Here is a 21,999-nt window from a genome sequence, read left to right as displayed (position 1 = left end):
CGGGGCCTTCACCGCCCCAACCAGCGCCCGACCCAATCGCGCACATAGTCATGATGCGCGGACCAATCTGCCCATGTTGCCTCGGCCCAAGCGATCACCCGCGCCGCATGTTCCGGCCCGCCCGCATAGGGCGCAACATCCGCCACGGTCACCTCAAATCGCGCTGGCGGCTCCAACCACTCCAGCGTCGCCTTATGTTGCCCCAGCCCCAGCATCACTGCATTCGTCGCCTCAGCCCCACGCGGCCGCCCAGCCGCATGATCCTCAAGCTGTACGCACAGCCGCGCCAGATGCAGGCCGACGGATTGCACCATCCGCCGCTCCGCCCCGTTGCCGGGGTGTTGCACCGCATAGCTGTCCACGCTCAGCCGGTGGGTCGCCAGCAAAGCAGGATCGGAATATTCATGTGCCAACACCGCCGTGAACCGCGTGTAGCAGGCGGGGCTGGATGTCATATAGTTGTGGGTTGGCCCCACCTCCGGATCCAGATCAGCGCCACAACCGGGGCAGATCCGCGCCGCTGTCTGGTCATTGCCAGCCATCGTCAAACACCTTCGTTAAAATCCAGTAAATCAAAACGCAAAAAAACAAAAAGCGCCCCCAAAATCGATCGGGGACGCCTCAAAACCTGTCAACCAACGGCCCAAATCAGCCCTCGATCATCTCCACACGGGTGGCGTGACGGCCGCCTTCAAATTCCGCCTCCAGGAAGGCATCCACAATCTCCAGCGCCAGACCTTCACCAATCACCCGGGCGCCCATCGACAACATGTTGGCGTCATTATGGGCACGGATCATCTTGGCCGAGAACACGTCGGAACAGACCCCACAGCGGATGCCGTCAACCTTGTTGGCCGCCATCATAATGCCCTGACCGGTGCCGCAGATCAGGATGCCCAGATCGGCCTCGCCCGCGACAATTGTCTCTGCCGCCGCTTTGCCGTGCAGCGGGTAATGGGTGCTTTCGCTGGTCATCGGGCCGATGTCCGCCACCGCAAAGCCTTTGGCGGCGACATGTTTGGCGATGGTCTTGCGCAGCTCGATATCCGCGTGATCGCTGGAGATCACAACACGTTTGGCGGTCATGGCGGTTTTCCCGATTCCAAGAGGTCAGATTACAGCGGGTTTGGACCAGTTTCGGCCCGTCTTGTCAAACGCCCCACCGCGACAGGCCTCAGGCCTCCAGTTCCGCATCCCAGTAGAGGTAATCCATCCAGCTGTCATGCAGCATGTTGGGCGGAAACTTGCGCCCAACATTGTTCAACTCGCCAGCCGTCGGCCGCCGTGGCACCTTGCGCAGCGACATGCCCGCCCGACGCAGCGATTTCGAGCCTTTTTTCAGATTGCAGGGCGAACAGGCCGCCACAACATTTTCCCAGCTGGTGATCCCCCCAGCCGCGCGCGGCACCACATGATCAAAGGTCAGATCGCCCCGGCTGCCACAATACTGGCAAGAAAATTCATCCCTCAAAAACAAATTAAAGCGCGTGAAGGCCACGCGCTTTCGAGGTTTTACATAGTCTTTCAGCACCACCACCGAGGGGATGCGTATCCGGGTACTGGGGCTGGCCACCACGGTGTCATATTCGGCCACGATGTCCACCCGATCCAGCCACACCGCCTTCACCGCCTCCTGCCAGGGCCAAAGCGACAGCGGGTAGTAGGACAAGGGCCGGTAATCCGCATTTAACACCAGCGCCGGATGCTGTTTCAGCGCCCCGCGCTCTCTTACAAACTCATGCCTGAAATCGCCGTCCATCAGGGTCACACCCTCTCCGCTCTGAACCGAACGTGGACCGGGGAGGTCTTGGGTCCCCCGACCCGCGCCTTACCTCATACTATATATCCGTTGAGGCTTCGGGCAACCCCCACGATATAGAGATTCTCCCCCATATTCTTCGCGGCTCCCTGTGACAGGCATATGACACCGCCCCCCGCAAGACGCCTGCACAAAAAAGCGCCACCTGCGGAACTCCACGGGTGGCGCTTAAGGCGGCGTTTTCTTCTTGGGCTAAGTATCCTGGGGTGTGAATGGGCAAAATTCCATTTTTGACCAGAGAGGGGCAACGCCCCTCTTCCCGCCCTCAAAACACCCCGAAGGCCCCGTTCAGAGCCCCAGCTTGTCGCGCATAAAGGCCAGCGCCACCGACAGCCCGTCAGGGGCAATGCCATGGGCGGTGCCCTTCATGATATGGGCGTAAACCTCTTTAAACCCGGCCTCATCCAGCGCTTCGGCGGCTTCTGGCAGCGATTGCACCGGCACCACATCGTCCTGATCGCCATGCACCAGCAGGATCGAGGGTTTCGAGATCGCCTCATCCTTCAACAGATCCGGTGACATCAACCGACCCGAGAAAGCCACGATGCCGGCAATCTCATCCTCACGGCGCGGCGCAACATGCAGCGACATCATGGTGCCTTGCGAGAAGCCAAACAGCACCATCTGTTCAGGCAGCAGGTCTTCGTCCACCAGCACCGCATCCAGAAAAGCGTTCAGGTCTTCGGCCGCCTGCACCATGCCACGTTCGGCCTCTTCTTCGGAGGAGCCATCGATCCAGGGAATCGGGAACCACTGGTAGCCCATGGGTGACCCGGCGCAGTTTTCCGGCGCATCGGGCGCAATGAACAGCGTGTCGGGCAGATGATCCGCCAAAGGATCTGCCAGCCCCAAGAGGTCCGCGCCATTGGCGCCATAACCATGCAGGAACACAACCACCGACCGGGTGACCCCGGATTTGGGCTCTTTGCGGCCCGCCTGCAAAACACGTGTCATCTGATCCCTTCCCGTTGTTTGACATGCCTGTAATAGGCAAAGAGCTGACGCGCTGCAACGGCACGCCAGGGGCTCCAATTTTCACTGAGCTGGCGCAGCTCACGTTCCTTGGGACGCGCCTCCAGCCCGTAAAGATCCTGCGCCGCCACCTGCAGCGCCAGATCACCGGGGGCAAAGACATCCGCGCGGCCCAGCGAGAACATCGCGTAGATCTCTGCCGTCCAAACGCCGATACCTTTGACCGCGGTCAAAACCTTGATGACCTCCGCATCCGGAACGGCGCGCAGGGCGTCATAATCGATCCCCGCCTCGGCCAGCGCCAGCGCATAACGCGCCTTCTGTTGCGACAGGCCCAGCCCGCGCAGATCGTCAAAACTGTAGCGCTGAACGCCTTCGGGACTAACGCAACCCGCATCCTGCAGGCGTTTCCAGATCGCATTGGCCGAGGCCACGCTGACCTGCTGGCTGACAATCGCTGACAGCAGCTCACCAAAGCCATCCGGCTTGCGCCGCAACGGCAAGGGACCGGTTACCGCATAGGCCCGCGCCATCGCCGGATCCTGGGCGCAGAGCCAGTCTACCCCTTCGGCCACACAGGCCTCTGTTTCGATGATCCGTCCAACGGTGTTTGCACCTGCGCTCACGGCATCACCTTCTGCGCGACGGCCCAGTCCACAGCCGCCTCGACCGTGGTGACCTGCAAGGCGTCGGGCTGCACCGGACGGTCGATCATGATCACCCGAATGCCCAGATCACGTGCCGCCACCAGCTTGGCCTTCCCAGCCGTGCCACCGGCGTTTTTCACCACCAGAGTGTCGATGCCCAACTCCTCAAACAGCGCCTTCTCCTCCGCCACGGTAAAGGGCGGACGGCCGGTGACAAACCGGCCCAACGGCATCGGAAATGCCTCCGCCTGTGGATCCACTACACGCAGGGTGACATCGCACTGCGACAGTGCCATGAAGTCTGGCAGCGATTTGCGCCCCGTCGCCAGAAACACCTTCGCCCCCGGCGCAATGCGCGCGCAGGCCGCTGCGGCATCCGGCACCGCGGTCCAGAAATCCCCCGCCTCAGGCTGCCACGCAGGCCGCAGCAGTTGGCAGTAAGGCAGCGACAGCGCTGCCGCCACCCGCGCCGCCCGGGTCGAGATCTGCGCCGCAAACGGATGTGTTACATCCAGTACCGCCTTGATATCTTTGCCGATAAGGTAGTCACGAAACGCCGCTTCTCCGCCAAATCCCCCCACGCGGGTTGGCACTGGCAGGGGTTTCGGGGCCTCGGTCACACCAGCCAAAGAGGCGATCGCCGGCACATAGGCGCGATCCAGCCCCTCGGCCACTTTGCGGGCTTCGCCAGTGCCCGCCAACAAAAGAACCGTCACTGCGCCGCCTCACTGTCCTGCGCCACATCGGTCCGCGCCAGCAGATTGCCCGCCCGATCAATCACCACCACGGCACATTCCACACGCTCGGGCACCATTTTCTTCACCTCAACCAAGGCCTTCTCCGCGACCATTTCGGCCATCTCTTTTCCAATCATCTCATAGGCTTGCAACGCGGTGTTACACTCCCGCAGCCGCGCATCATCCAGCCAGTCTGCCAGCAGATCGAAATCCACCTGCGAGCGGCCCGAATGCAGATCCCGCGCGCCCTGCGCCAGTTTGGTGATCTTGCCGATGCCACCGCCGACGGTGACACGGGGCAGCGGATGTTTGGCGATGTATTTCAACATCCCCCCGGCAAAATCACCCATATCCAGCATGGCGTGATCCGGCAGCTCATAAAGCCCCTGCACTACCCGTTCCGAGGTGGCACCGGTGCAGCCCGCCACATGGGCCAGCCCCTCGGCCCGCGCCACATCCACCCCACGATGGATCGAGGCGATCCAGGCCGCGCAGCTGAAGGGCCGCACGATCCCCGTGGTGCCCAAGATCGACAACCCACCCTTGATGCCCAAACGCGGGTTCCAGGTTTTTGCCGCCAATTCCTCACCGGCAGGAACCGAAACGGTGATCTGAATATCAGGTGCCTGCCCCAACCGCGCGGCCATCTCCTCCACCGTCTGGGTCATCATCTGGCGTGGCACCGGGTTGATCGCAGGCTCGCCCGGCGGGATCGGCAGACCGGGTTTGGTGACCTGCCCCACGCCGCGACCGCCAACAAAGACCACCCCCCCGGCTGAGACCTCGACCCGCGACAGAATCAGCGTCCCGTGGGTGACGTCGGGATCATCGCCCGCGTCCTTCACAATCCCTGCCTCGGCCCAGCCTTCGCCCTGTCGCGCCTCAACCACTTCGAACTCGGGCCTTTCGCCACGGGGCAAGGTGATGCGCACTTTTTCCGGCTTGCCCTCGCCCCACAGCATCATCAGCGCCGCCCGCGTCGCAGCGGTGGCACAGGCGCCCGTGGTCCAGCCACGGCGCAATTCTCTGTCGGGTTTCCGGCTCATCAGCCGCGACTATAGGCGCAGGCGCAACCGCCGCCAATATGTCGTTTCCGGACTTCTCTCTCAGAGCGCTGCGGGGCATACAGGGGGCATGACTGACTCGCTCACCCTCCCCGCCCATGATTGGCCCACGCTGGAACCCGGCTGGGTCTGGCTCTGTGGTGCAGGTCCCGGCGATCCCGGCCTGCTGACGCTGCATGCGGTGAACGCGCTGCGCCAGGCCGATGTGGTGATCTATGACGCCCTGGTGCAGGAGGCGATCCTCGACTGGGCGCCTCAGGCCGAACATATCTATGCGGGCAAACGCGGCGGCAAACCTTCGGCCAAACAGCGCGACATTTCGTTGCGGCTGGTGGATCTGGCCCGTGCGGGCAAACGGGTGCTGCGCCTCAAGGGCGGCGATCCCTTTGTCTTTGGCCGCGGCGGTGAAGAGGCCCAGACCCTGATCCAACATGGCGTCAACTGCCGCATCATCCCCGGCATCAGCGCCGGGATCGGTGGGCTGGCCTATGCGGGCATCCCCGTCACCCACCGCGATGTGAACCAGTCGGTGACCTTTGTGACCGGCCATGACCAGACCGGCGACACCCCGTCGTCACTGAACTGGAAGGCCATTGCCGAAGGCGCGCAGGTGCTGGTGATCTACATGGGCATGAAACATGTGGAGCGCATCGCCGGTGAGCTGCTCGCCGCCGGTCGTCCCGCCGATGAACCCTGCGCTGTCGTCTGTTCCGCCACCACCGAAGATCAACAGGTGCTGGAAACCACGCTGGGCACAATGGCCGCGGATATCAAAGCCTCCGGCCTGAAGCCGCCCGCGATCCTTTGTGTAGGCCGTTCGGTTCTGATGCGGCAGGTACTGGACTGGCAGGGGCTGATTGCGGGCGAAACCCCACGCAACCTTGATCCCCTGGGGCGCGGCCGCCCGGCCGAACAGGCGTGAGCGCCGCCACCGCCCCCACGCCCCCCAAAGGGCTGATCATCGCCGCGCCCGCCTCGGGCGCAGGCAAAACCACCGTCACGCTGGCGCTGCTGCGGCTGCTCGCACGGCAAGGCATGACCGTGCGCGGGGCGAAATCCGGCCCCGACTATATCGACCCCAAGTTTCACGAAGCCGCCTGCGGCCAGCCCTGCCTGAACCTGGACGCCTGGGCGATGTCGCCGGACCGGCTCCAAAACCTCGCCTCGGGTGACGGCACGCTGATAATCGAAGGCGCCATGGGCCTCTTTGATGGCGCCCCACCCGAAGGCAAAGGCGCGGTGGCCGATCTGGCGCGTCTTTTCAAACTGCCAGTGGTGCTGGTCGTGGACGCCGGCCGCATGGCTGGCTCCGTCGCGCCGCTGGTCGCAGGGTTTGCCCGGTTTGACGCAGATGTCACCATCGCCGCTGTGATCCTCAACAATGTCGGCTCCGACCGGCATGAGGCGATGCTGCGCCGCGCCCTCGCCCCCCTTGGCCTGCCGGTGCTGGCCGCCCTGCGCCGCAATGCCACACTCGCCATGCCATCACGCCACCTTGGTCTGGTGCAGGCGGGCGAACGCGCCGGTCTCGACCAATTCCTCGACCGCGCCGCAGATGCGTTGGCTGAAAGCCTCGATCAGGAAACCCTCCAAACCCTTCTGCGTCCAACGCCCAACAAACCCCAAGCCCGCCGCATCCCGCCGCCCGCACAATCCATCGCCGTGGCCCGCGATCAGGCCTATGCCTTCTGCTACCCACATCTGCTGGCGGACTGGCGCGCCGCAGGGGCCAAAATCACCTTCTTCTCACCGCTCGCGGATGACGCGGTGCCCGCCTGTGATTTCCTCTACCTGCCCGGCGGATATCCCGAACTGCACGCGGGCCGCCTCGCCGCCAACTCAACCTTTATGGCAAGCCTACGCAAAGCCGCAGAAACCACTGAAATCTATGGCGAATGCGGCGGCTACATGACCCTTGGCGACGTGCTGGTCGACGCAGATGGCACCGCGCACAAAATGGCCGGTTTGCTGCGGCTGGAAACCTCCTTTGCCAAACGCAAACTGCACCTCGGCTACCGCGACTTGACGCCGCTGACCGGTCCGTTCACAGGGCCGTTCACAGGGCCGCTGAAAGCGCATGAGTTCCACTACGCCACCACACTCAGCGCCAAGGGACAGCCGCTTTTTGCCGCCAGAGATGCAGAAGGCAACGCGCTGCCGGATATGGGCCTCAGCCAGCGCCACGGTCAGGCCCATACCCATGGTTCCTTCGCCCATCTGATCGACCTCGCCTGATCAAATCCCCCAGAGGGCCTACGACCACCGGCGCCTTTCATCTTGCCCAAAATACTCAAATCCCACGCCTTCCCTCGGACAAACCGTCACAAATGTGCACAAACGCACACCCCAGTCGCAGCCCTCCTGCGGCAGGAGGCCGCTTGCGGGGTTGAACCAATCTGTTTAGCACTTGCCCCATGACCCAAACACAGCCCATCCCCGCCCAAAATCTTGGCACCCCATCAGCCAAACGCAATGTTGTCATTCTGGTGCTGGCCCAGGCCATCCTAGGGGCCCAGATGCCGATGCTGTTCACCATCGGCGGCCTGGCCGGCCAAAGCCTGGCCTCCAACCTCTGTTTTGCCACGCTGCCGATCTCGATGATCGTGCTGTCCTCGATGCTTTCGGCAACGCCGGTCTCGGCGGTCATGCAGCGTTTTGGCCGACGGATCGGCTTTATGGTGGGCACCGCGTTTGGCGCAGCCGGGGCCGCGGTGGGCGCCTATGCGCTGTCGATTGCCTCTTTCCCGCTGTTCCTGGTCGGCTCTTTCCTGACCGGCACATATATGTCGGCACATGGGTTTTACCGCTTTGCCGCCGCAGACACCGCCTCGGATGCCTTCCGGCCCAAGGCAATTTCCTATGTCATGGCGGGCGGTCTGGCCGCCGCAATCATCGGTCCACAGCTGGTCAAGCTCACCTCTGACGCTTTCGTGGTGCCCTTCCTGGGCGCCTATATCGCGGTGATTGCCATCAACGTGCTGGGTTCTTTGCTGTTCCTGCTCCTTGACATCCCAACCCCGGAGAAGCCCACAGCAGATGCCCCCAAAGGCCGCAGCCGCTGGGAGCTGCTGAAAACGCCGCAGATCGCGGTCGCCGTGATCTGTGCCATGGTGTCCTACGCGCTGATGAACCTGGTGATGACCTCCACCCCCCTTGCGGTGGTGGGCTGCGGGTTTGAACAGGACAATGCCGCGGATGTGGTGACCGCCCACGTGCTGGCGATGTATGCGCCCAGTTTTTTCACCGGCCATCTGATTGCACGCTTTGGCACCAAGACGATCATGGCCGCAGGTCTGGTGATCCTTGCTGGCGCGGGCGCTGTGGCGCTGCAGGGGGTTCAGCTGGAAAACTTCTTTGTGGCGCTGATCCTACTGGGTCTCGGCTGGAACTTCGGCTTCATTGGTGCCACCACGCTGCTGGCCAATTCCCATACCGCGGAAGAGCGCGGCCGGATGCAGGGCCTCAACGACCTTCTGGTCTTTGGCGGTGTGACCCTGGCCTCGCTGGCTTCGGGCGGGTTAATGAACTGTTCCGGCGGTGATCCGGTGGATGGCTGGCAGGCGGTGAACTACGCCATGGCCCCCTTCCTGGTGCTGGCCGGTGGCGCGCTGATCTGGCTGATGTTCCAACCCAAAGAAGAGCTGGCCTAAGCCTCATCAAGATAACAACATCCAAGGGGGCCACTGGCCCCCTTTTCATTGTTGCTATTCAAAATGCAAAAACGGTTTATGGCCGACGCTCGCCAACAAGTACCGAACGTTGGTTTTTGCCAAGATAACGCTGAATGGATCGGTCTACTCCGTCCAAGAGCCCCCATGCACGATGGTCAAGCTCCCGAAGCGCTGTGGCGTTTGAAGGCGTTAACTCGGCGAGCACGAGGACATCCGCAAATTGATCCAACAAAACTGCACGCATTGCTGCAATGTGATCGGCCATCAGCTCTGTGCCACGGTTTTCCACAAATTGCGTTAAGCCCCCGTTTGCAATTTCACCTGTGGAAATCAGCACCAGCTGGCAGAAGTATTCGGATTGAGACAAACCCCAAAGTGGCAGGCTTTCATCTGCACGATAAGCCCAAAATCCACTAATCGTTGATACAGCGGCCCGTGCATCCTGCTGGATTAAAAGAGACTGAAAGTATTGCTCAGAGACGTTAGGTATCATCATGAATCCGCCAAGAAGCCTCGAACCAACCAGCTCACCAGCGGCGCAGCAGGCTGCGCCACATCAGGCTGAACCGCCGTTGCGCCTCGGACGGGGTGATCTCGTCATGCACCACCGCCTGTGGCACCGCGCGGGCGCGGCGCAGCACCGGGCCGGCCATCCAGCCACTCAGCAAGGCAGGCGCAGCAGCAGGTGCAATGTCGCCACGCCGTTTGCGTGCCCGCGCCAATCGGCGCAAGCCTTCTGCCGCCAGATCGCGCACAGCCTCAGGCCGACCGTCCAGCAAAGGCACCCGCCCCGCCGCTTCCAACGCCGGAATGGCGCGCAGGAAATTTGCCAGACCCGCCGCATAGCCCAGATCGCGCACAACATCCTCGGCCCCGCCTCCCAGCGCGTTCACCGCCACCAGTAAGAGGTTCGACGAGGTGTGCTGCAAATAGCCTTCGAAGTCGGCAAAATCCTCAAACGGATCTTTGTAAATGTCCCAGCGCCGCGCGTCACACAGCTGATCCAACAGCGGCGCATCCTCGGCCCGCATCGCCAGCGCCAGCGGGGTCACCACCTCATGACGGCGCACCACGCCGCCCTTGCCGATCTCCTCAAAGGCGTCACGCCACCATTGCAGCCGCATCTCGGCGATCATGCTCTCCTGCGTCACCCAAGGGGCGCGGGCCACTTCGACATTGGCGGCGAACAGCGGAAACAGCACATCCCGCGCCGCAGGCGGCGCAGCCATTGTGGCCAGAAACCGGTCCGGATCCGCCCGCTCAACCAAGCCAGCACAGGCGGCAAAATCGTCATGTTCGACCTCCGCCCCCTGCGCCGCAGCCGCACTCACGATCCCGCCTCTTCACCGCGCAACAGCTTCCAGGTGATCGCGTCACACAGCGCATCAAAGGAGGCATCCACTATGTTTGGCGACACGCCCACGGTGGACCAGCGCCGCCCCTGGCCGTCTTCGCTGTCGATGATGACACGGGTGACGGCTTCGGTACCGCCCTGAGTTATCCGCACCTTGAAGTCGACCAGCCGCATATCGGCCAGCACTTCGGAATAGCGCCCCAGATCCTTTATCAAGGCCTTGGCCAGCGCGTTCACCGGACCGCGGTCACTGCCGGTCTCATCCATCGATTCCGACACCGACAGCTTCTTTTCACCGTCCACTTTGACAACAACCACCGCTTCAGAGAGAGAGACCATGCGGTTGTACTTGTTCTTGCGCCGCTCCACCGTGACCTTGTAGCGCTTCACCTCAAAGAACTCGGGCAGTTGCCCCAGCTCAGCCCGCGCCAGCAGCTCAAAGCTCGCCTGCGCGGAATCATAGGTGTAGCCCTCGCTTTCGCGCGCCTTGATCACATCCAGGATCCGCGCCAGCGCCGGATTGCCTTTGTCGACTTCCAAACCGGCCTCGGCCAGTCGGCGGCGCAGGTTGGACTGCCCGGCCTGATTGGACATCGGAATGATGCGGTCATTGCCCACTGTGGCGGGGTCAATATGCTCATAGGTGCTGGGATCTTTCAGGATCGCCGAGGCATGCAGCCCCGCCTTATGGGCAAAGGCCGACGCCCCCACATAGGGCGCCTGCCGCTGCGGCACCCGGTTCAGAATGTCATCCAACAGACGCGAGGCTTTCACTAGCCCGCTCAGCGCCTCCCGGCTCACACCAGTGTCAAACTGGCTGGCATAGGGTTCCTTCAGCAACAGCGTTGGGATCAGCGTGGTCAGATTGGCATTGCCACAACGTTCGCCCAGGCCATTGAGCGTGCCCTGGATCTGCCGCGCCCCGGCCTCCACCGCCGCCAATGAGCCAGCCACCGCGTTTTCCGTATCGTTGTGGGTGTGGATCCCGAGGTGATCGCCGGGAATGCCCGCCGCAATCACCGCCGCCACAATTGCCCCGATCTCAGACGGCATGGTGCCGCCATTGGTGTCGCACAGCACCACCCAGCGCGCACCAGCCTCATAGGCCGCCTTCACCGCCTCCAGCGCATAAGCCGGATTGGCCTTATAGCCATCAAAGAAATGTTCCGCATCAAACAGCGCTTCGCGCCCCGAAGCGACGATATGCTCGACCGATTTGGCCACGTTTTCAGTGTTTTCCGCCAAGGTGATCCCCAGCGCGGTTTCCACGTGGAAGTCATGGGATTTGCCAACCAGACAGACCGACCCCGTGCCGGCATTCATCACCGCCGCCAGCACATCGTCATTGTCTGCCGAACGCCCCGCCCGCTTGGTCATGCCAAAAGCGGTGAAACGCGCCTTCAGCTTGGGCTTGGCCTCAAAGAACTCGCTGTCCGTGGGGTTGGCACCAGGCCAGCCGCCCTCGATGTAGTCCACACCCAGCTCATCCAGCACCGCCGCAATCTGATGCTTCTCCGGCGTGGAAAACTGCACCCCCTGCGTCTGCTGCCCGTCGCGCAAGGTGGTGTCGTAGATATATAGCCGCTCGCGTGACATGCTGGCTCCCCTCAATTCTCCCGCTCAGGCTTGCGCCAAGAGCCGCGCCCGACCCTGGGTGGGCGCATTCGTTCCATATGAGCACCGTGGTGCCTTTCAAGCCCATGACAAGGTCTTTAGTAGGTAAGACTTCGCCAAAGCGCCCTCCCGGGGGGAGGGTCGGGCGCGGCTCGGGCTGACGCCCGAGCTACGTAGATTCAAAGCCCTTCCAGCTTCGCCGCATCAAAACCGGCACCGGGTAGCAGTTCCACCCCCGCCTTGCTCATCCGCACCTCAACCCCGGCGTCCATCAGCGCGTTTTTCAACGCATCCACCGGCGCAAAGTCCTTGGTCTCCATCGCCGTGGCACGGAGGGCTGTTAGTTTTCGACCCAAGTGCGCCAACTCAAGACCGCCTTCTTCTTGAGTTCTTGCAGCCGAAACAACACCAGCCACCTGAACCTCCGACGACGCGCTCGCCATGAAAGGATGGAAATTTTCGATGAGGCTTTGCTCGTCAAATCCCAGCAACCACAAAGAACCACGCAGTTCAGCCTTTTTTCCTTCTTTGAGATACTTACGGACCAAAGTCAGCGCCAATGAGGTATTCAGATCATTGGCAAGAGCGTCGACCAACTCTTGCGGCACGATCACATTGGGCCCCGAGCTCCAAACCTCTGTGCTTGGATCCGCAGCAAGAAACTCCGCCACCTTCCTTAGGAATTTCTCCGCCTCTTTCGCCTTCTTCTCGGTCCAGTCCATCGGCTTGCCGTAATGGGTCGACAGGAAGACAAAGCGGATCACCTCACCGGGCACACCCTGATCCAACAGGTCCCGCACGGTGAAGAAGTTGCCTAGTGACTTGGACATCTTCTTGCCCTCAACTTGCAGCATCTCATTGTGCATCCAGTAGCGGGCAAACTCCCCCTTGGGGTGGGCGCAGCAGCTTTGCGCAATCTCATTCTCATGATGCGGGAACTGCAGGTCGTTGCCGCCACCGTGAATGTCAAAGGACGCGCCTAGCAGCTCATAAGACATGGCCGAGCATTCGATATGCCAGCCCGGACGCCCACGGCCCCAGGGGCTGTCCCAGCCCGGCAGGTCATCCGTCGAAGGCTTCCACAGCACAAAATCCATCGGGTTTTTCTTGTAAGGCGCCACTTCGACCCGCGCGCCGGCGATCATGTCATCCACCGACCGACCCGACAGCGCGCCGTAGTTTTTGTAGCTTTCCACCGCGAACAGCACATGGCCCTCAGTGGCATAGGCATGACCCTTGGCAATCAGATCCTCGATCATCGCCACCATCGGTCCGATAAACTCGGTTGCGCGCGGCATGTGATCGGGTTCCATCGCACCAAGCGCGCCCATGTCCTTCAGATACCAGGCGATGGTCTCATCCGAGCGTTGGGTGACCAGCTGTTCCAGCGTGCCCTCGGCCCCCGCCTCTTTGCGCGACACGGCAGTGGCGTTGATCTTGTCATCCACATCCGTGAAGTTGCGAGCATAGGTGACATGCTCCGCCCCGTAAACATGGCGCAGCAGACGGTAGAGCGTGTCAAACACAATCACCGGCCGTGCATTGCCCAGATGGGCGCGGTCATAAACCGTTGGACCACAGACATACATCCGCACATTTTTGGGGTCGATCGGCGCAAACGCCTCTTTCGACCGGCTTATCGAGTTGTGCAGTTTAATCACGGTATCCGTCATAGCGTCCTCACACGCGCACCAAAGCTTCGCGGCGGGCTTAGCAAGATCAACTCATGTATGGAAGATAGAGAACGGCCCGACACGCCTGCAAAACTGAGAAAACTCAGCAGGGAATACAGCAGGTAATGATGCAAAGGGTTTTGTTCATGGCAGGAGTGATACCCTGCGCGCCGCGCCACGGCAATGATGGATTGCACCGCAGCCAGAAATTCTCGCGCCCTACGCAGCCCGCTGGCAAAACCACACCAAAAGGCATGGAATACCCTACCAATCGCATGGGTTGTATATACCTTCTCAATTCGCCAAAAATATGATAGTCTCAACTTATTCGATTGTGTTTTCCGTTTTCTCGGCCGTTTTGGCCTTCATTGATTTAATCTAGCAAAGCCAGCGATTTGCCATGCCAAACGATATGCTCAAAATCTCCCTTCCCGAAATTTCGGTCACCGCCGTGCATGCCTCCACTTCAACCGAAGAGCGCAGTTATACCGCCGCGCTGATGTCCCGGATGGAGGAATTGGGGTTTACCATGCAGGGCGGCGTCTTTGTCGAACTGACCATGACCCGTGGCGATGGTGACCCTTTGGTGGATTACGTCCGCGTCGCCCGCCGCTATCGCCCCCTGCAGGACAGCCCCAGCACCACTTTAGAAAGTCGGATGCCGGAGTTCATGAACTATCTGGCCCTGCGCAATGAATACGCCGGCGCCACCAATTGGGGCGCGGAGCTGATCAACGCGATGATCGCCTCTAACGGCGGCAACTTGCCCGCCAGCTGGCTCGACGCCGCCCTGCTGACGCTCGAAGCCGACGCAACCACCCACTAAGCCCCGGCCACCGGTGTTTTAGGCCTTTCAGGCAAAAGGGAGCGTTGCCCCCTCGGCGCAAGGCGCCTCACCCCCAGAGTTTTCTGGCAAGATGAAAGCGCCTTTCAACGATCCATAAATACTCAAAATACAGCGTTTCGCAGCAGCGCTAGTTCACCATCCAGTCCCCTTCAGGCCAGAAGGCATGGAAGGCAAAGGCGAACATCACGTCATGGGCCACATCCTTGCCCGCACCATCGCGCACCCGGATCGCCCCAACGGATTTGCCGCCGCCGATATTGGCTGTGTCCAGCGCCGAGGATTGTTCATCGACCCAGGTCAGCGTCACCCCGTTTTCTGAGATTTCCTTTTCCGCCCGCAGCCGGTCAAAGGTCCAGGCAGCATCCCCAACCCGCACCACCCGCATCAACGGCGGCACGCCATGGGGTGGGTTTTCGCCGCTATAGAGGAACGGCCGCTGCGAACTGTCGTAGTTCTGATAGGGGTTCATGCCATAGGCGCGGCGATAGGGTGGCTCGGCCATAACCAACCCGTCGGGATGGGCCTCCCGGAAAGCGGCCCAGCTTTCCATCCAGACCGGCAGTTCCACCAGCTTTACATCGGTCAACTGCCCCACGATGCCGGTGCCAAGCGCCTGTTGCCACCAGCTCTGGGTTTCGCGGTCATACATCACCATGTCCGAATTGCGCAGCTTGCCCGACACCCCAAAAGACAGCTCCCCCGCAGCGGTGCGCCGGTCAAACACAATGGCCGAGTTGCACAGGGGACAGAAGGTCACCGCCACCGGCACATCGCCAATCCGATCGTTCACAATTTCATGCCACATCAGATAGCGCAGCGGATAGGCCCGCGCCTGCTGCCCCTCCAGCGCCACCGTGATCACACTTTCGCGCGGCTCCAGCCCCGCCTCATCCGCCTGACGCAGAAACTGAGGATCATCCACCGCCGGGATGCCATCTTTGGGCGGCCCGCCGGACATGATCTCTTTCCAGTTCTTAATCGTGGTCTGGCTGAAATCGGTGTCCGGCCATTCATATTGCCAGAAGTTCGGATCGGCGCTGGCAGGCAGCGCAGCGGAAAAAGTGGCGGCAAATGTGGTGGCAAGCGCCAAAAGCGTGCGTTTCATCGGGGCGTCCTCCTGCAGGTAAGCGTGACAGATCCCCCGCGCCCCGCCTAGCCCGCCCCACGTGATTTTGATGCACCAGTGAGCAGCAGTGCGCACCGCCGTGTTACACAAAGTCTGGCGCCCTGCAGTTTGCGCGACATTGTGGGCTCAGATTCTATTCAAAGAGGTTTTTCATGCCCTTTCTCCTGGGCCTTCTGGCCGTGGCCGGTGCGGCCTATTTCTGGATCCTGCGCGCCCGCAACGCCGCCGAAATGACCCATGAGCTGCTGGATGTTGCCAACGACGTGCGTCTTGCAGCACGCCGTTTCGGTTTCAGGCGGCGCAACAACACCCATCCCGCCGAGGCCATCGACGACCCGCTGGTGGCGGCCGGCGCCGTGGTTGTTGCCTTCCTGGAACTGGACGACTACCCAACCGCGGAACAGAAAACCGCGATGATCAGCGCTCTGCGGGAAAACCTGCACGTCAGCCATGACGATGCCGAAGAACTGGCTGTTCTGGGCCGCTGGCTGGTCGGCGAATGTGGCGGCGCGGCGCAGGCGGTGCCACGTCTGGCCCGCAAACTCTACAAACTTTCAGGGCAGGATCATTTCAACGCCGTTGCTCAAAGCCTTCAGATGATTGCCAAATTCGGCTCCGGCACGCTAAGTGGCAAGCAAAAGGACGCCTTGCAAGAGTTCACCAAGGCCATGCGCATGCAGTGATAAAAAACGCATCGCGCCCCCCGATCCCTTTCATCTCATGGCGCGATACTTATGTCAGATCTATTGTTAAAACAGATTTGGACCTTCGCCATGCCCGCCCACACACGCGCCGCTGGCCCAACGGCCACGCCCACCAAACGTCAGAGGATGGCGCGCCGTTTCATCCTGGCCTATCCGTTTGGCCTGATCCTGATCGCGCTGGCCGTATCGGGGCTGGCCATGTCAGGTCTGGCCATATCGGGTCTGGCAGTCGTTGGCCCATCTTCTGCGGCAGAGGTCGCGCTGCCGCAGCGCCCGCATCTGCACCTGCTCGGCCTGGCCGGTGTGCTCTTGCTGGCCAATCACATCTGGCTGATGACAGCCACGGAGCTGCTGCGTCTGAAACACGGGCTGCAGGCCACGCCCGAGGAATACGCCGCGCGCGGTCTTGATCCCGCAGCCGTATCACCAGCGGCCCAGACCGAGCTCACCCGCCACCACAATGCCCACCGCAACGCCACCGAAAACACCGTCTATTTCGCCTTTCTTGCCCTGCCCTTTCTGCTGCTGTCCCCGCCGTTTTGGCTGACGGCACTGTGGCTGCTGGGCTTTGGCCTGGGGCGTTTGGGCCATGCCGGGGCGTTCCTCACCGGGCGGGCGGGGTGGCGCGGGCTGTTCATGTCGCTGAGCCTGACCTGCCTGTTCGGCCTGGCCATCTGGCCCCTTCTGACCCTCTTTCTCTGACTGCAAAGGATCCCCTGCCATGCTCCAAGGTTCCTGCCACTGCGGCGCCGTTCGGTTTGATTACCACGCAACCGCCGACCGGGCGGTCACCTGCAACTGCTCGATCTGCCGTCGTTTGGGGGCCACCTGGATTTATGCCAATGCCGATCAGATCACCTTCCACATGGCCGAAGGCGCCACCCGCCGCTACCTGCGCGATGAGAAAAACATCGGCTTTCACAGCTGCACCACCTGTGGCTGCCCGACCCATTGGGAAAACATGTCAGAGCCGGACACCGGCCATATGGCGGTGAACCTCAACCTCTGCGATCTGGCCGAGGCCGCCAAGATCCCGCTCCGCCACTTTGACGGTGCCGACAGCTGGAGCTTTATTGACTAGGCCAGATTAATTGGGCCGGATTAACGAGGCCTCAGGCCCGCGCCCGCAGAAACGCCCGAATGATCCTTTCCAGCTTCGCCGCCCCGATGGGGGCAGAGGCCTTGGTGTGGTCATGGCTGATGTGTTCGTTGCCCAGACCGGCCGCCATATTGGTCACAACGGAAAAGGCACAGACCCGCATCTCCAGAAAACGCCCCAGAATGGCCTCGGGCACTGTGGACATTCCCACCGCATCAGCGCCCAGCAGCTTCAGCATCCGGATCTCGGCAGGGGTTTCAAAGTTGGGGCCGGAATACCAGGCATAAACCCCTGACTTCAGGTCGATCCCCTGCCCCGTGGCAATCTCGCTCAACTCTGCGCGCAGATCCGGATCATAGGCCTCGGTCAGGTTCACAAACCGCTTGTCGGTCTTTTCGCCAATCAAGGGCGAACGGCCCGAATAGTTGATGTGATCGCTGAGCAGCATCAGATCCCCGGGCGGGATATCGGCGCGAAAGGACCCGCAGGCATTGGTCAGAAACAACACCTCCACCCCCAGCGCCTTCAGCACCTCCAAAGGTGTGCGCATCGCCGCCGCATTGCCGTTTTCATAAAGATGCTCGCGCCCGCCCAGGATGGCGACCTCACAGCCCTCAAACCACCCCAGATGCAGCTGCGCCTTATGGCCCGACACACCCACATGCGGAAACCCCGGCAGATCCGCATAATCGATCGAGACGCCCTCGACATGATCCGCCAGCCCGCCAAGGCCCGATCCCAGAATAAACCCCACTTTCGGCGCCGCCTCCGGTGCACGCGCCCGAATAACGTCCAATGCTGTCATCTCGCCCCCTGTGACATCCCTAAGAACGCCCGTTTCATCTTGCCAGAAATACTCAAAACACAAACGCCGCCCCAAGCCCTCACGTAAAGGCCAAAGAGGCGGCGTTTGCCAAAATCACACTGTCAGTGCCGAAATCACTCGGTCACAGTGACCTTTTTCATCACATCCGGCGCGCCGACAACTTCGCCGTTGCGACCTGCGCCACGTTTGATGGCGTCCACCACATCCATGCCTTCGGTCACTTCACCCACGATGGTGTACTGACCGTTCAGATGCGGCGCCGGGGCGAACATGATGAAGAACTGTGAATTGGCCGAGTTCGGGTTCTGGCTGCGCGCCATACCCACAACACCCCGGTCGAAGTTCAGGTCGGAAAACTCCGCCTTCAGGTCGGGACGATCCGACCCGCCACGGCCCGCCATCCGCATGTCACCGCCCAGAAACCCAAACTGCACGTCGCCAGTTTGCGCCATGAAACCTTCGATCACGCGGTGAAAGACAATCCCATCATAGGAGCCTTCCGCCGCCAATGCGGTGATCTGTTCAACATGGCCGGGGGCCACATCCTCGAACAGGTCGATCTGGATGGTGCCATTGGCCTCACCTTCGACCTCGATGTTGATGCCGGCAGCGGCGACAGGGCCTGCTGCCAGAACCAGTGCGGCTGCCAGCGACTTATACATCCGCAGCAACCTTCATCGAGATCATGCGATCGGGGTTCGCAGGCGGCTCGCCACGTACAATCGCGTCCACATGTTCCATCCCCGAGGTCACCTGACCGTAAACGGTGTACTGACCGTTCAGGAAGTCATTGTCCTTGAAGTTGATGAAAAACTGCGAGTTGGCCGAGTTCGGGTTCTGCGACCGGGCAGCGCCCAGCGAACCACGGGCGTGCGGCACCTTGGAAAACTCTGCGGGCAGATCCGGCAGGTCCGAACCACCGGTGCCTGCGCGGCCGGGGTTGTAGTCGCTTTCCATGTTGGCGTGTTCCACGTCACCGGTCTGCGCCATGAAGCCGTCGATCACGCGGTGGAAGGCCACGTTGTCATATTTGCCAGCGCGCGCCAGCTCTTTCATGCGTTCCGCATGCTTTGGTGCAACGTCCGGCAGCAGCTCAATCACAACGGTGCCACCCTTCAGTTCCAGCAGGATGGTGTTCTCAGGATCTTTATACTCGGCCATTGGGGCCTCCTCTGTAATCATCTTGCCCCGATACCTAAGCCTCCTGCGGCCAATTGCCAAGCATGAGGTTGACCTGAGCGCCCGCACAAGCGATGACACGCACAACCACTGACATTTTTTCCTTTGGAGAGCAGATTATGGCTTGGAAAACCCTTGATGACATGGATCTCAACGGGAAACGCGTTTTGGTGCGCGTGGACATCAACGTGCCGATGGCCGATGGCAAGGTGACCGATGCCACCCGGATCGAGCGGATTGTGCCCACCATCACCGATATCCGTGCCAAAGGCGGCAAGCCGATCCTGCTGGCCCATTTTGGCCGCCCCAAAGGCAAACACGTCCCCGAAATGTCGCTGCAACCGCTGGTGCCGACGCTGGAACAGGCCTTTGGCGCGCCGGTGACTTTTGTCGAACGTCCCGACGGTGACAGCCTTGCCGCGCTGCCTGCGGATGCCATTGTGCTGGTGGAAAACACCCGTTTCACCCCGATGGAAGAGGCCAACGACCCGCAGATGGCCGGTTTCCTCGCCTCGCTTGGCGATATCTACTGCAACGATGCCTTCTCGGCCGCGCACCGCGCCCATGCCTCCACCGAAGGCGTTGCACATCACCTGCCCTCCTGCGCCGGTCGCCTGATGCAGGCCGAGTTGGAAGCCCTCGAAGGGGCGCTGGGCCAGCCGGTCCGCCCTGTGGTCGCTGTTGTCGGCGGCGCCAAAGTGTCCACCAAGCTGGAGCTTTTGGGCAATCTGGTTGCCAAGGTCGACCATCTGGTGATCGGCGGCGGCATGGCCAACACCTTCCTTGCGGCGCAGGGCATCGACGTGGGCAAATCGCTATGTGAACACCATATGACCGACACCGCGGTGGAAATTCTGGCCAAAGCCAAGGCCGCGGGCTGCGAAATCGTGCTGCCGGCCGATGTGGTGGTCGCCGCAGAATTCGCCGCCGGAGCTGCCAATGAGGTGGTCGCCAATGACGCCTGCCCCGCCGACAAGATGATCCTCGACGCCGGTCCCACAGCGGTCGCGCGGATCGGTGAAATCCTCGACAGCGCCAAGACCCTGATCTGGAACGGCCCCCTCGGCGCGTTTGAGATTGAGCCCTTCGACACCGCCACCAACGCCGCCGCCCAGAAAGCGGCCACCCTTTCCAAAGCCGGTCAGCTGATCTCGGTCGCAGGCGGCGGTGACACGGTTGCCGCGCTTAACCAAGCAGGGGCAGCCGCAGATTTCACCTATATCTCCACCGCAGGCGGCGCCTTCCTGGAATGGATGGAGGGCAAAACCCTCCCCGGTGTGGCCGCACTGGAAGGCTAAGCACGCCACATACGAACCGCCTAACAAACGCGCGTCCTTTCCCAAGGGCGCGCGTTTTTGTTCTGATCTGTTCGCTTGGTCAGACCAACACCTTGACCTCAGCTTAGTATTGGTTACACACCGGAGATACCAATATCGGATCACCCCTGCCACTGCGCAGGCAGCATATCCGTAACAGCCACATGATGATCCGGTGAAATTCCGGGAACCGTCAGAGGGATTTTCCACCCGCTAACCCATTGTTAACGCTCACGTGAAAAAACTTAGCGCAAACATGCAGGCCGTTAGCGCCACCAGAATTGCCAGCCCCCCGCAGGTGAATTATTGGATCAGTTAAGCGGATCTTCTCCTCTCCTTGAACACGCATTCATACGCAGGACCCTGATATGACCAACCAGACCCAAAGCGAACTCATCGGCACCGGCAACGGCTTCATCGCGGCCCTGGACCAAAGCGGCGGCTCCACCCCAAAGGCCCTGCGCCTCTACGGTGTCGAAGCAGACGCCTACGGCTCCGACGAAGAGATGTTTGGCCTGATCCACAATATGCGCGCCCGCATCATCAAATCCCCTGCCTTCACCGGCGACCGGGTCCTGGGCGCGATCCTGTTTGAACGCACCATGGACGGGGACATCGACGGCAAACCGACCGCCACCTACCTGTGGGAAGACTGCCAGGTGGTGCCTTTCCTCAAGGTCGACAAAGGTCTCGATGACGAAGCCAACGGCGTGCAGATGCTGAAACCGATGCCGGACCTGGACGCGCTGCTGGCCAAAGCCGTGTCCAAAGGCATCTACGGCACCAAAATGCGCTCGGTCATCAACGCCGCCTCGCCGCAGGGCATCGCGGATGTGGTGGCCCAGCAGTTTGAGATCGGCAAACAGATTATCGCCGCCGGCCTGATGCCCATCATCGAGCCCGAGGTGACTATCTCCATCGATGACAAGGCCGCCGCCGAAGAGATCCTGCGCGCCGAAATCACCAAACAGCTGGACGCGCTGGAAGACAACCAGCATGTGATGCTGAAACTGACCCTGCCGGAAGCCGCCAACGCTTATCAGTCGCTGGTCGATCACCCCCGCGTGCTGCGCGTTGTGGCGCTGTCGGGCGGCTATGACCGGACCGAGGCCAACACCCGCCTGTCGCAGAACACCGGCATGATCGCTTCTTTCTCGCGCGCCCTGACCGAAGGCCTCTCGGCCCAGCAGGACGAAACCGCCTTCGACGCCACGCTGAACACCTCGGTGCAGTCGATCTACGACGCCTCCGTGGCGGGCTAAACCACAGTCATATCGAAAGAAAAGGCGCCTCCAGGTGGGGCGCCTTTTTGGTTTCAGCTTGGAATACGACCAGTTGAATCAATTTCAAA

General features: G+C 61.4%; 24 protein-coding genes. 9 read left to right on the top strand and 15 right to left on the bottom strand.

Annotated elements, in window-relative coordinates; genetic code table 11:
• Positions 1-8: 8 nt before the first annotated feature.
• The 7 genes from SIC14_RS15585 to SIC14_RS15555 all read right to left on the bottom strand — a co-directional run bounded on the left by SIC14_RS15585 (position 9) and on the right by SIC14_RS15555 (position 5,221).
• Positions 9-542: a DUF5946 family protein gene (locus SIC14_RS15585; RefSeq protein ID WP_412562831.1), complete on the bottom strand. Its 534-nt coding sequence runs from the start codon at positions 540-542 to the stop codon at positions 9-11.
• Positions 543-648: 106 nt separating this feature from the next.
• Positions 649-1,086, bottom strand: coding sequence for a ribose 5-phosphate isomerase B (gene rpiB, locus SIC14_RS15580; RefSeq protein WP_412562830.1), 438 nt, complete (start codon positions 1,084-1,086; stop codon positions 649-651).
• A gap of 88 nt (positions 1,087-1,174) precedes the next feature.
• Positions 1,175-1,759, bottom strand: a complete 585-nt coding sequence (locus tag SIC14_RS15575; protein WP_412565879.1) for an HNH endonuclease — start codon at positions 1,757-1,759, stop codon at positions 1,175-1,177.
• A gap of 348 nt (positions 1,760-2,107) precedes the next feature.
• On the bottom strand, positions 2,108-2,773 hold the full coding sequence (locus SIC14_RS15570; RefSeq protein ID WP_412562829.1) for an alpha/beta hydrolase: 666 nt from the start codon (positions 2,771-2,773) through the stop codon (positions 2,108-2,110).
• Entirely contained in the window at positions 2,770-3,417 is a 648-nt protein-coding gene (locus SIC14_RS15565; protein ID WP_412562828.1) for a DNA-3-methyladenine glycosylase family protein, read from the bottom strand. The genes SIC14_RS15570 and SIC14_RS15565 overlap by 4 nt, the downstream gene beginning before the upstream one ends.
• Positions 3,414-4,154 (bottom strand): cobalt-precorrin-6A reductase, encoded by a 741-nt coding sequence (locus SIC14_RS15560; RefSeq protein WP_412562827.1) that lies wholly within the window; start codon positions 4,152-4,154, stop codon positions 3,414-3,416. The genes SIC14_RS15565 and SIC14_RS15560 overlap by 4 nt, the downstream gene beginning before the upstream one ends.
• On the bottom strand, positions 4,151-5,221 hold the full coding sequence (locus tag SIC14_RS15555) for a cobalt-precorrin-5B (C(1))-methyltransferase (protein WP_412562826.1): 1,071 nt from the start codon (positions 5,219-5,221) through the stop codon (positions 4,151-4,153). The genes SIC14_RS15560 and SIC14_RS15555 overlap by 4 nt, the downstream gene beginning before the upstream one ends.
• A gap of 88 nt (positions 5,222-5,309) precedes the next feature.
• Here SIC14_RS15555 and cobA point away from each other — a divergent pair, with 88 nt between their 5' ends.
• The 3 genes from cobA to SIC14_RS15540 all read left to right on the top strand — a co-directional run bounded on the left by cobA (position 5,310) and on the right by SIC14_RS15540 (position 8,889).
• Complete coding sequence (gene cobA / locus SIC14_RS15550) at positions 5,310-6,161, top strand: uroporphyrinogen-III C-methyltransferase (RefSeq protein ID WP_412562825.1); 852 nt, start codon at positions 5,310-5,312, stop codon at positions 6,159-6,161.
• On the top strand, positions 6,158-7,474 hold the full coding sequence (locus tag SIC14_RS15545; RefSeq protein WP_412562824.1) for a cobyrinate a,c-diamide synthase: 1,317 nt from the start codon (positions 6,158-6,160) through the stop codon (positions 7,472-7,474). The genes cobA and SIC14_RS15545 overlap by 4 nt, the downstream gene beginning before the upstream one ends.
• Before the next feature lie 179 nt (positions 7,475-7,653).
• Entirely contained in the window at positions 7,654-8,889 is a 1,236-nt protein-coding gene (locus SIC14_RS15540; RefSeq protein WP_412562823.1) for an MFS transporter, read from the top strand.
• A 76-nt stretch (positions 8,890-8,965) separates the two neighbouring features.
• Here SIC14_RS15540 and SIC14_RS15535 read toward each other — a convergent pair whose 3' ends face one another.
• The 4 genes from SIC14_RS15535 to cysS form a co-directional block, all read right to left on the bottom strand.
• Complete coding sequence (locus tag SIC14_RS15535; RefSeq protein WP_412562822.1) at positions 8,966-9,406, bottom strand: hypothetical protein; 441 nt, start codon at positions 9,404-9,406, stop codon at positions 8,966-8,968.
• Between the two features lie 31 nt (positions 9,407-9,437).
• Positions 9,438-10,241: a squalene/phytoene synthase family protein gene (locus SIC14_RS15530; RefSeq protein ID WP_412562821.1), complete on the bottom strand. Its 804-nt coding sequence runs from the start codon at positions 10,239-10,241 to the stop codon at positions 9,438-9,440.
• A complete protein-coding gene (gene cimA / locus SIC14_RS15525; RefSeq protein ID WP_412562820.1) occupies positions 10,238-11,860 on the bottom strand; it encodes a citramalate synthase in 1,623 nt (540 codons plus the stop codon). The genes SIC14_RS15530 and cimA overlap by 4 nt, the downstream gene beginning before the upstream one ends.
• Before the next feature lie 197 nt (positions 11,861-12,057).
• The gene (cysS, locus tag SIC14_RS15520) at positions 12,058-13,551 is read right to left on the bottom strand and encodes a cysteine--tRNA ligase (RefSeq protein ID WP_412562819.1); all 1,494 of its coding nucleotides are present in this window, start codon (positions 13,549-13,551) and stop codon (positions 12,058-12,060) included.
• Between the two features lie 400 nt (positions 13,552-13,951).
• Here cysS and SIC14_RS15515 point away from each other — a divergent pair, with 400 nt between their 5' ends.
• On the top strand, positions 13,952-14,377 hold the full coding sequence (locus SIC14_RS15515) for a hypothetical protein (RefSeq protein WP_412562818.1): 426 nt from the start codon (positions 13,952-13,954) through the stop codon (positions 14,375-14,377).
• A 148-nt stretch (positions 14,378-14,525) separates the two neighbouring features.
• On the opposite strand, the gene SIC14_RS15510 is transcribed toward SIC14_RS15515, so the two are convergent.
• Entirely contained in the window at positions 14,526-15,503 is a 978-nt protein-coding gene (locus SIC14_RS15510; protein WP_412562817.1) for a DUF3179 domain-containing protein, read from the bottom strand.
• Positions 15,504-15,676: 173 nt separating this feature from the next.
• Between SIC14_RS15510 and SIC14_RS15505 the strand changes: the two genes are divergently transcribed.
• From SIC14_RS15505 to SIC14_RS15495, 3 genes are all read left to right on the top strand, one after another.
• The gene (locus SIC14_RS15505) at positions 15,677-16,207 is read left to right on the top strand and encodes a hypothetical protein (protein ID WP_412562816.1); all 531 of its coding nucleotides are present in this window, start codon (positions 15,677-15,679) and stop codon (positions 16,205-16,207) included.
• Between the two features lie 90 nt (positions 16,208-16,297).
• Positions 16,298-16,930 carry an MAPEG family protein gene (locus SIC14_RS15500; RefSeq protein WP_412562815.1) on the top strand — a complete coding sequence of 211 codons (633 nt, stop codon included), beginning with the start codon at positions 16,298-16,300 and terminating at the stop codon, positions 16,928-16,930.
• 19 nt (positions 16,931-16,949) lie between these two features.
• Positions 16,950-17,309 (top strand): GFA family protein, encoded by a 360-nt coding sequence (locus tag SIC14_RS15495; protein WP_412562814.1) that lies wholly within the window; start codon positions 16,950-16,952, stop codon positions 17,307-17,309.
• Between the two features lie 31 nt (positions 17,310-17,340).
• Here the strand turns inward: SIC14_RS15495 and SIC14_RS15490 are convergent, their stop codons facing one another.
• From SIC14_RS15490 to SIC14_RS15480, 3 genes are all read right to left on the bottom strand, one after another.
• The gene (locus SIC14_RS15490; protein WP_412562813.1) at positions 17,341-18,132 is read right to left on the bottom strand and encodes a purine-nucleoside phosphorylase; all 792 of its coding nucleotides are present in this window, start codon (positions 18,130-18,132) and stop codon (positions 17,341-17,343) included.
• Positions 18,133-18,266: 134 nt separating this feature from the next.
• Positions 18,267-18,815, bottom strand: coding sequence for a peptidylprolyl isomerase (locus SIC14_RS15485; RefSeq protein WP_412562812.1), 549 nt, complete (start codon positions 18,813-18,815; stop codon positions 18,267-18,269).
• Positions 18,808-19,314 carry a peptidylprolyl isomerase gene (locus SIC14_RS15480; RefSeq protein WP_412562811.1) on the bottom strand — a complete coding sequence of 169 codons (507 nt, stop codon included), beginning with the start codon at positions 19,312-19,314 and terminating at the stop codon, positions 18,808-18,810. Before SIC14_RS15480 ends, SIC14_RS15485 begins: the two co-directional genes overlap by 8 nt.
• 137 nt (positions 19,315-19,451) lie before the next feature.
• On the opposite strand from SIC14_RS15480, the gene SIC14_RS15475 reads away from it, so the two are divergent.
• Both SIC14_RS15475 and SIC14_RS15470 read left to right on the top strand, forming a co-directional pair.
• Positions 19,452-20,630: a phosphoglycerate kinase gene (locus tag SIC14_RS15475; RefSeq protein WP_412562810.1), complete on the top strand. Its 1,179-nt coding sequence runs from the start codon at positions 19,452-19,454 to the stop codon at positions 20,628-20,630.
• A 386-nt stretch (positions 20,631-21,016) separates the two neighbouring features.
• Positions 21,017-21,910 (top strand): fructose bisphosphate aldolase, encoded by an 894-nt coding sequence (locus SIC14_RS15470; protein ID WP_412562809.1) that lies wholly within the window; start codon positions 21,017-21,019, stop codon positions 21,908-21,910.
• Positions 21,911-21,999: the final 89 nt, after the last annotated feature.

It is taken from the genome of Thalassobius sp. MITS945101 (genome assembly GCF_047123305.1).
Lineage (GTDB): Bacteria > Pseudomonadota > Alphaproteobacteria > Rhodobacterales > Rhodobacteraceae > Thalassobius.
The sequence above is the reverse complement of the archived record's forward strand: the minus strand, read 5'-3'. Positions and strand labels throughout refer to the sequence as shown.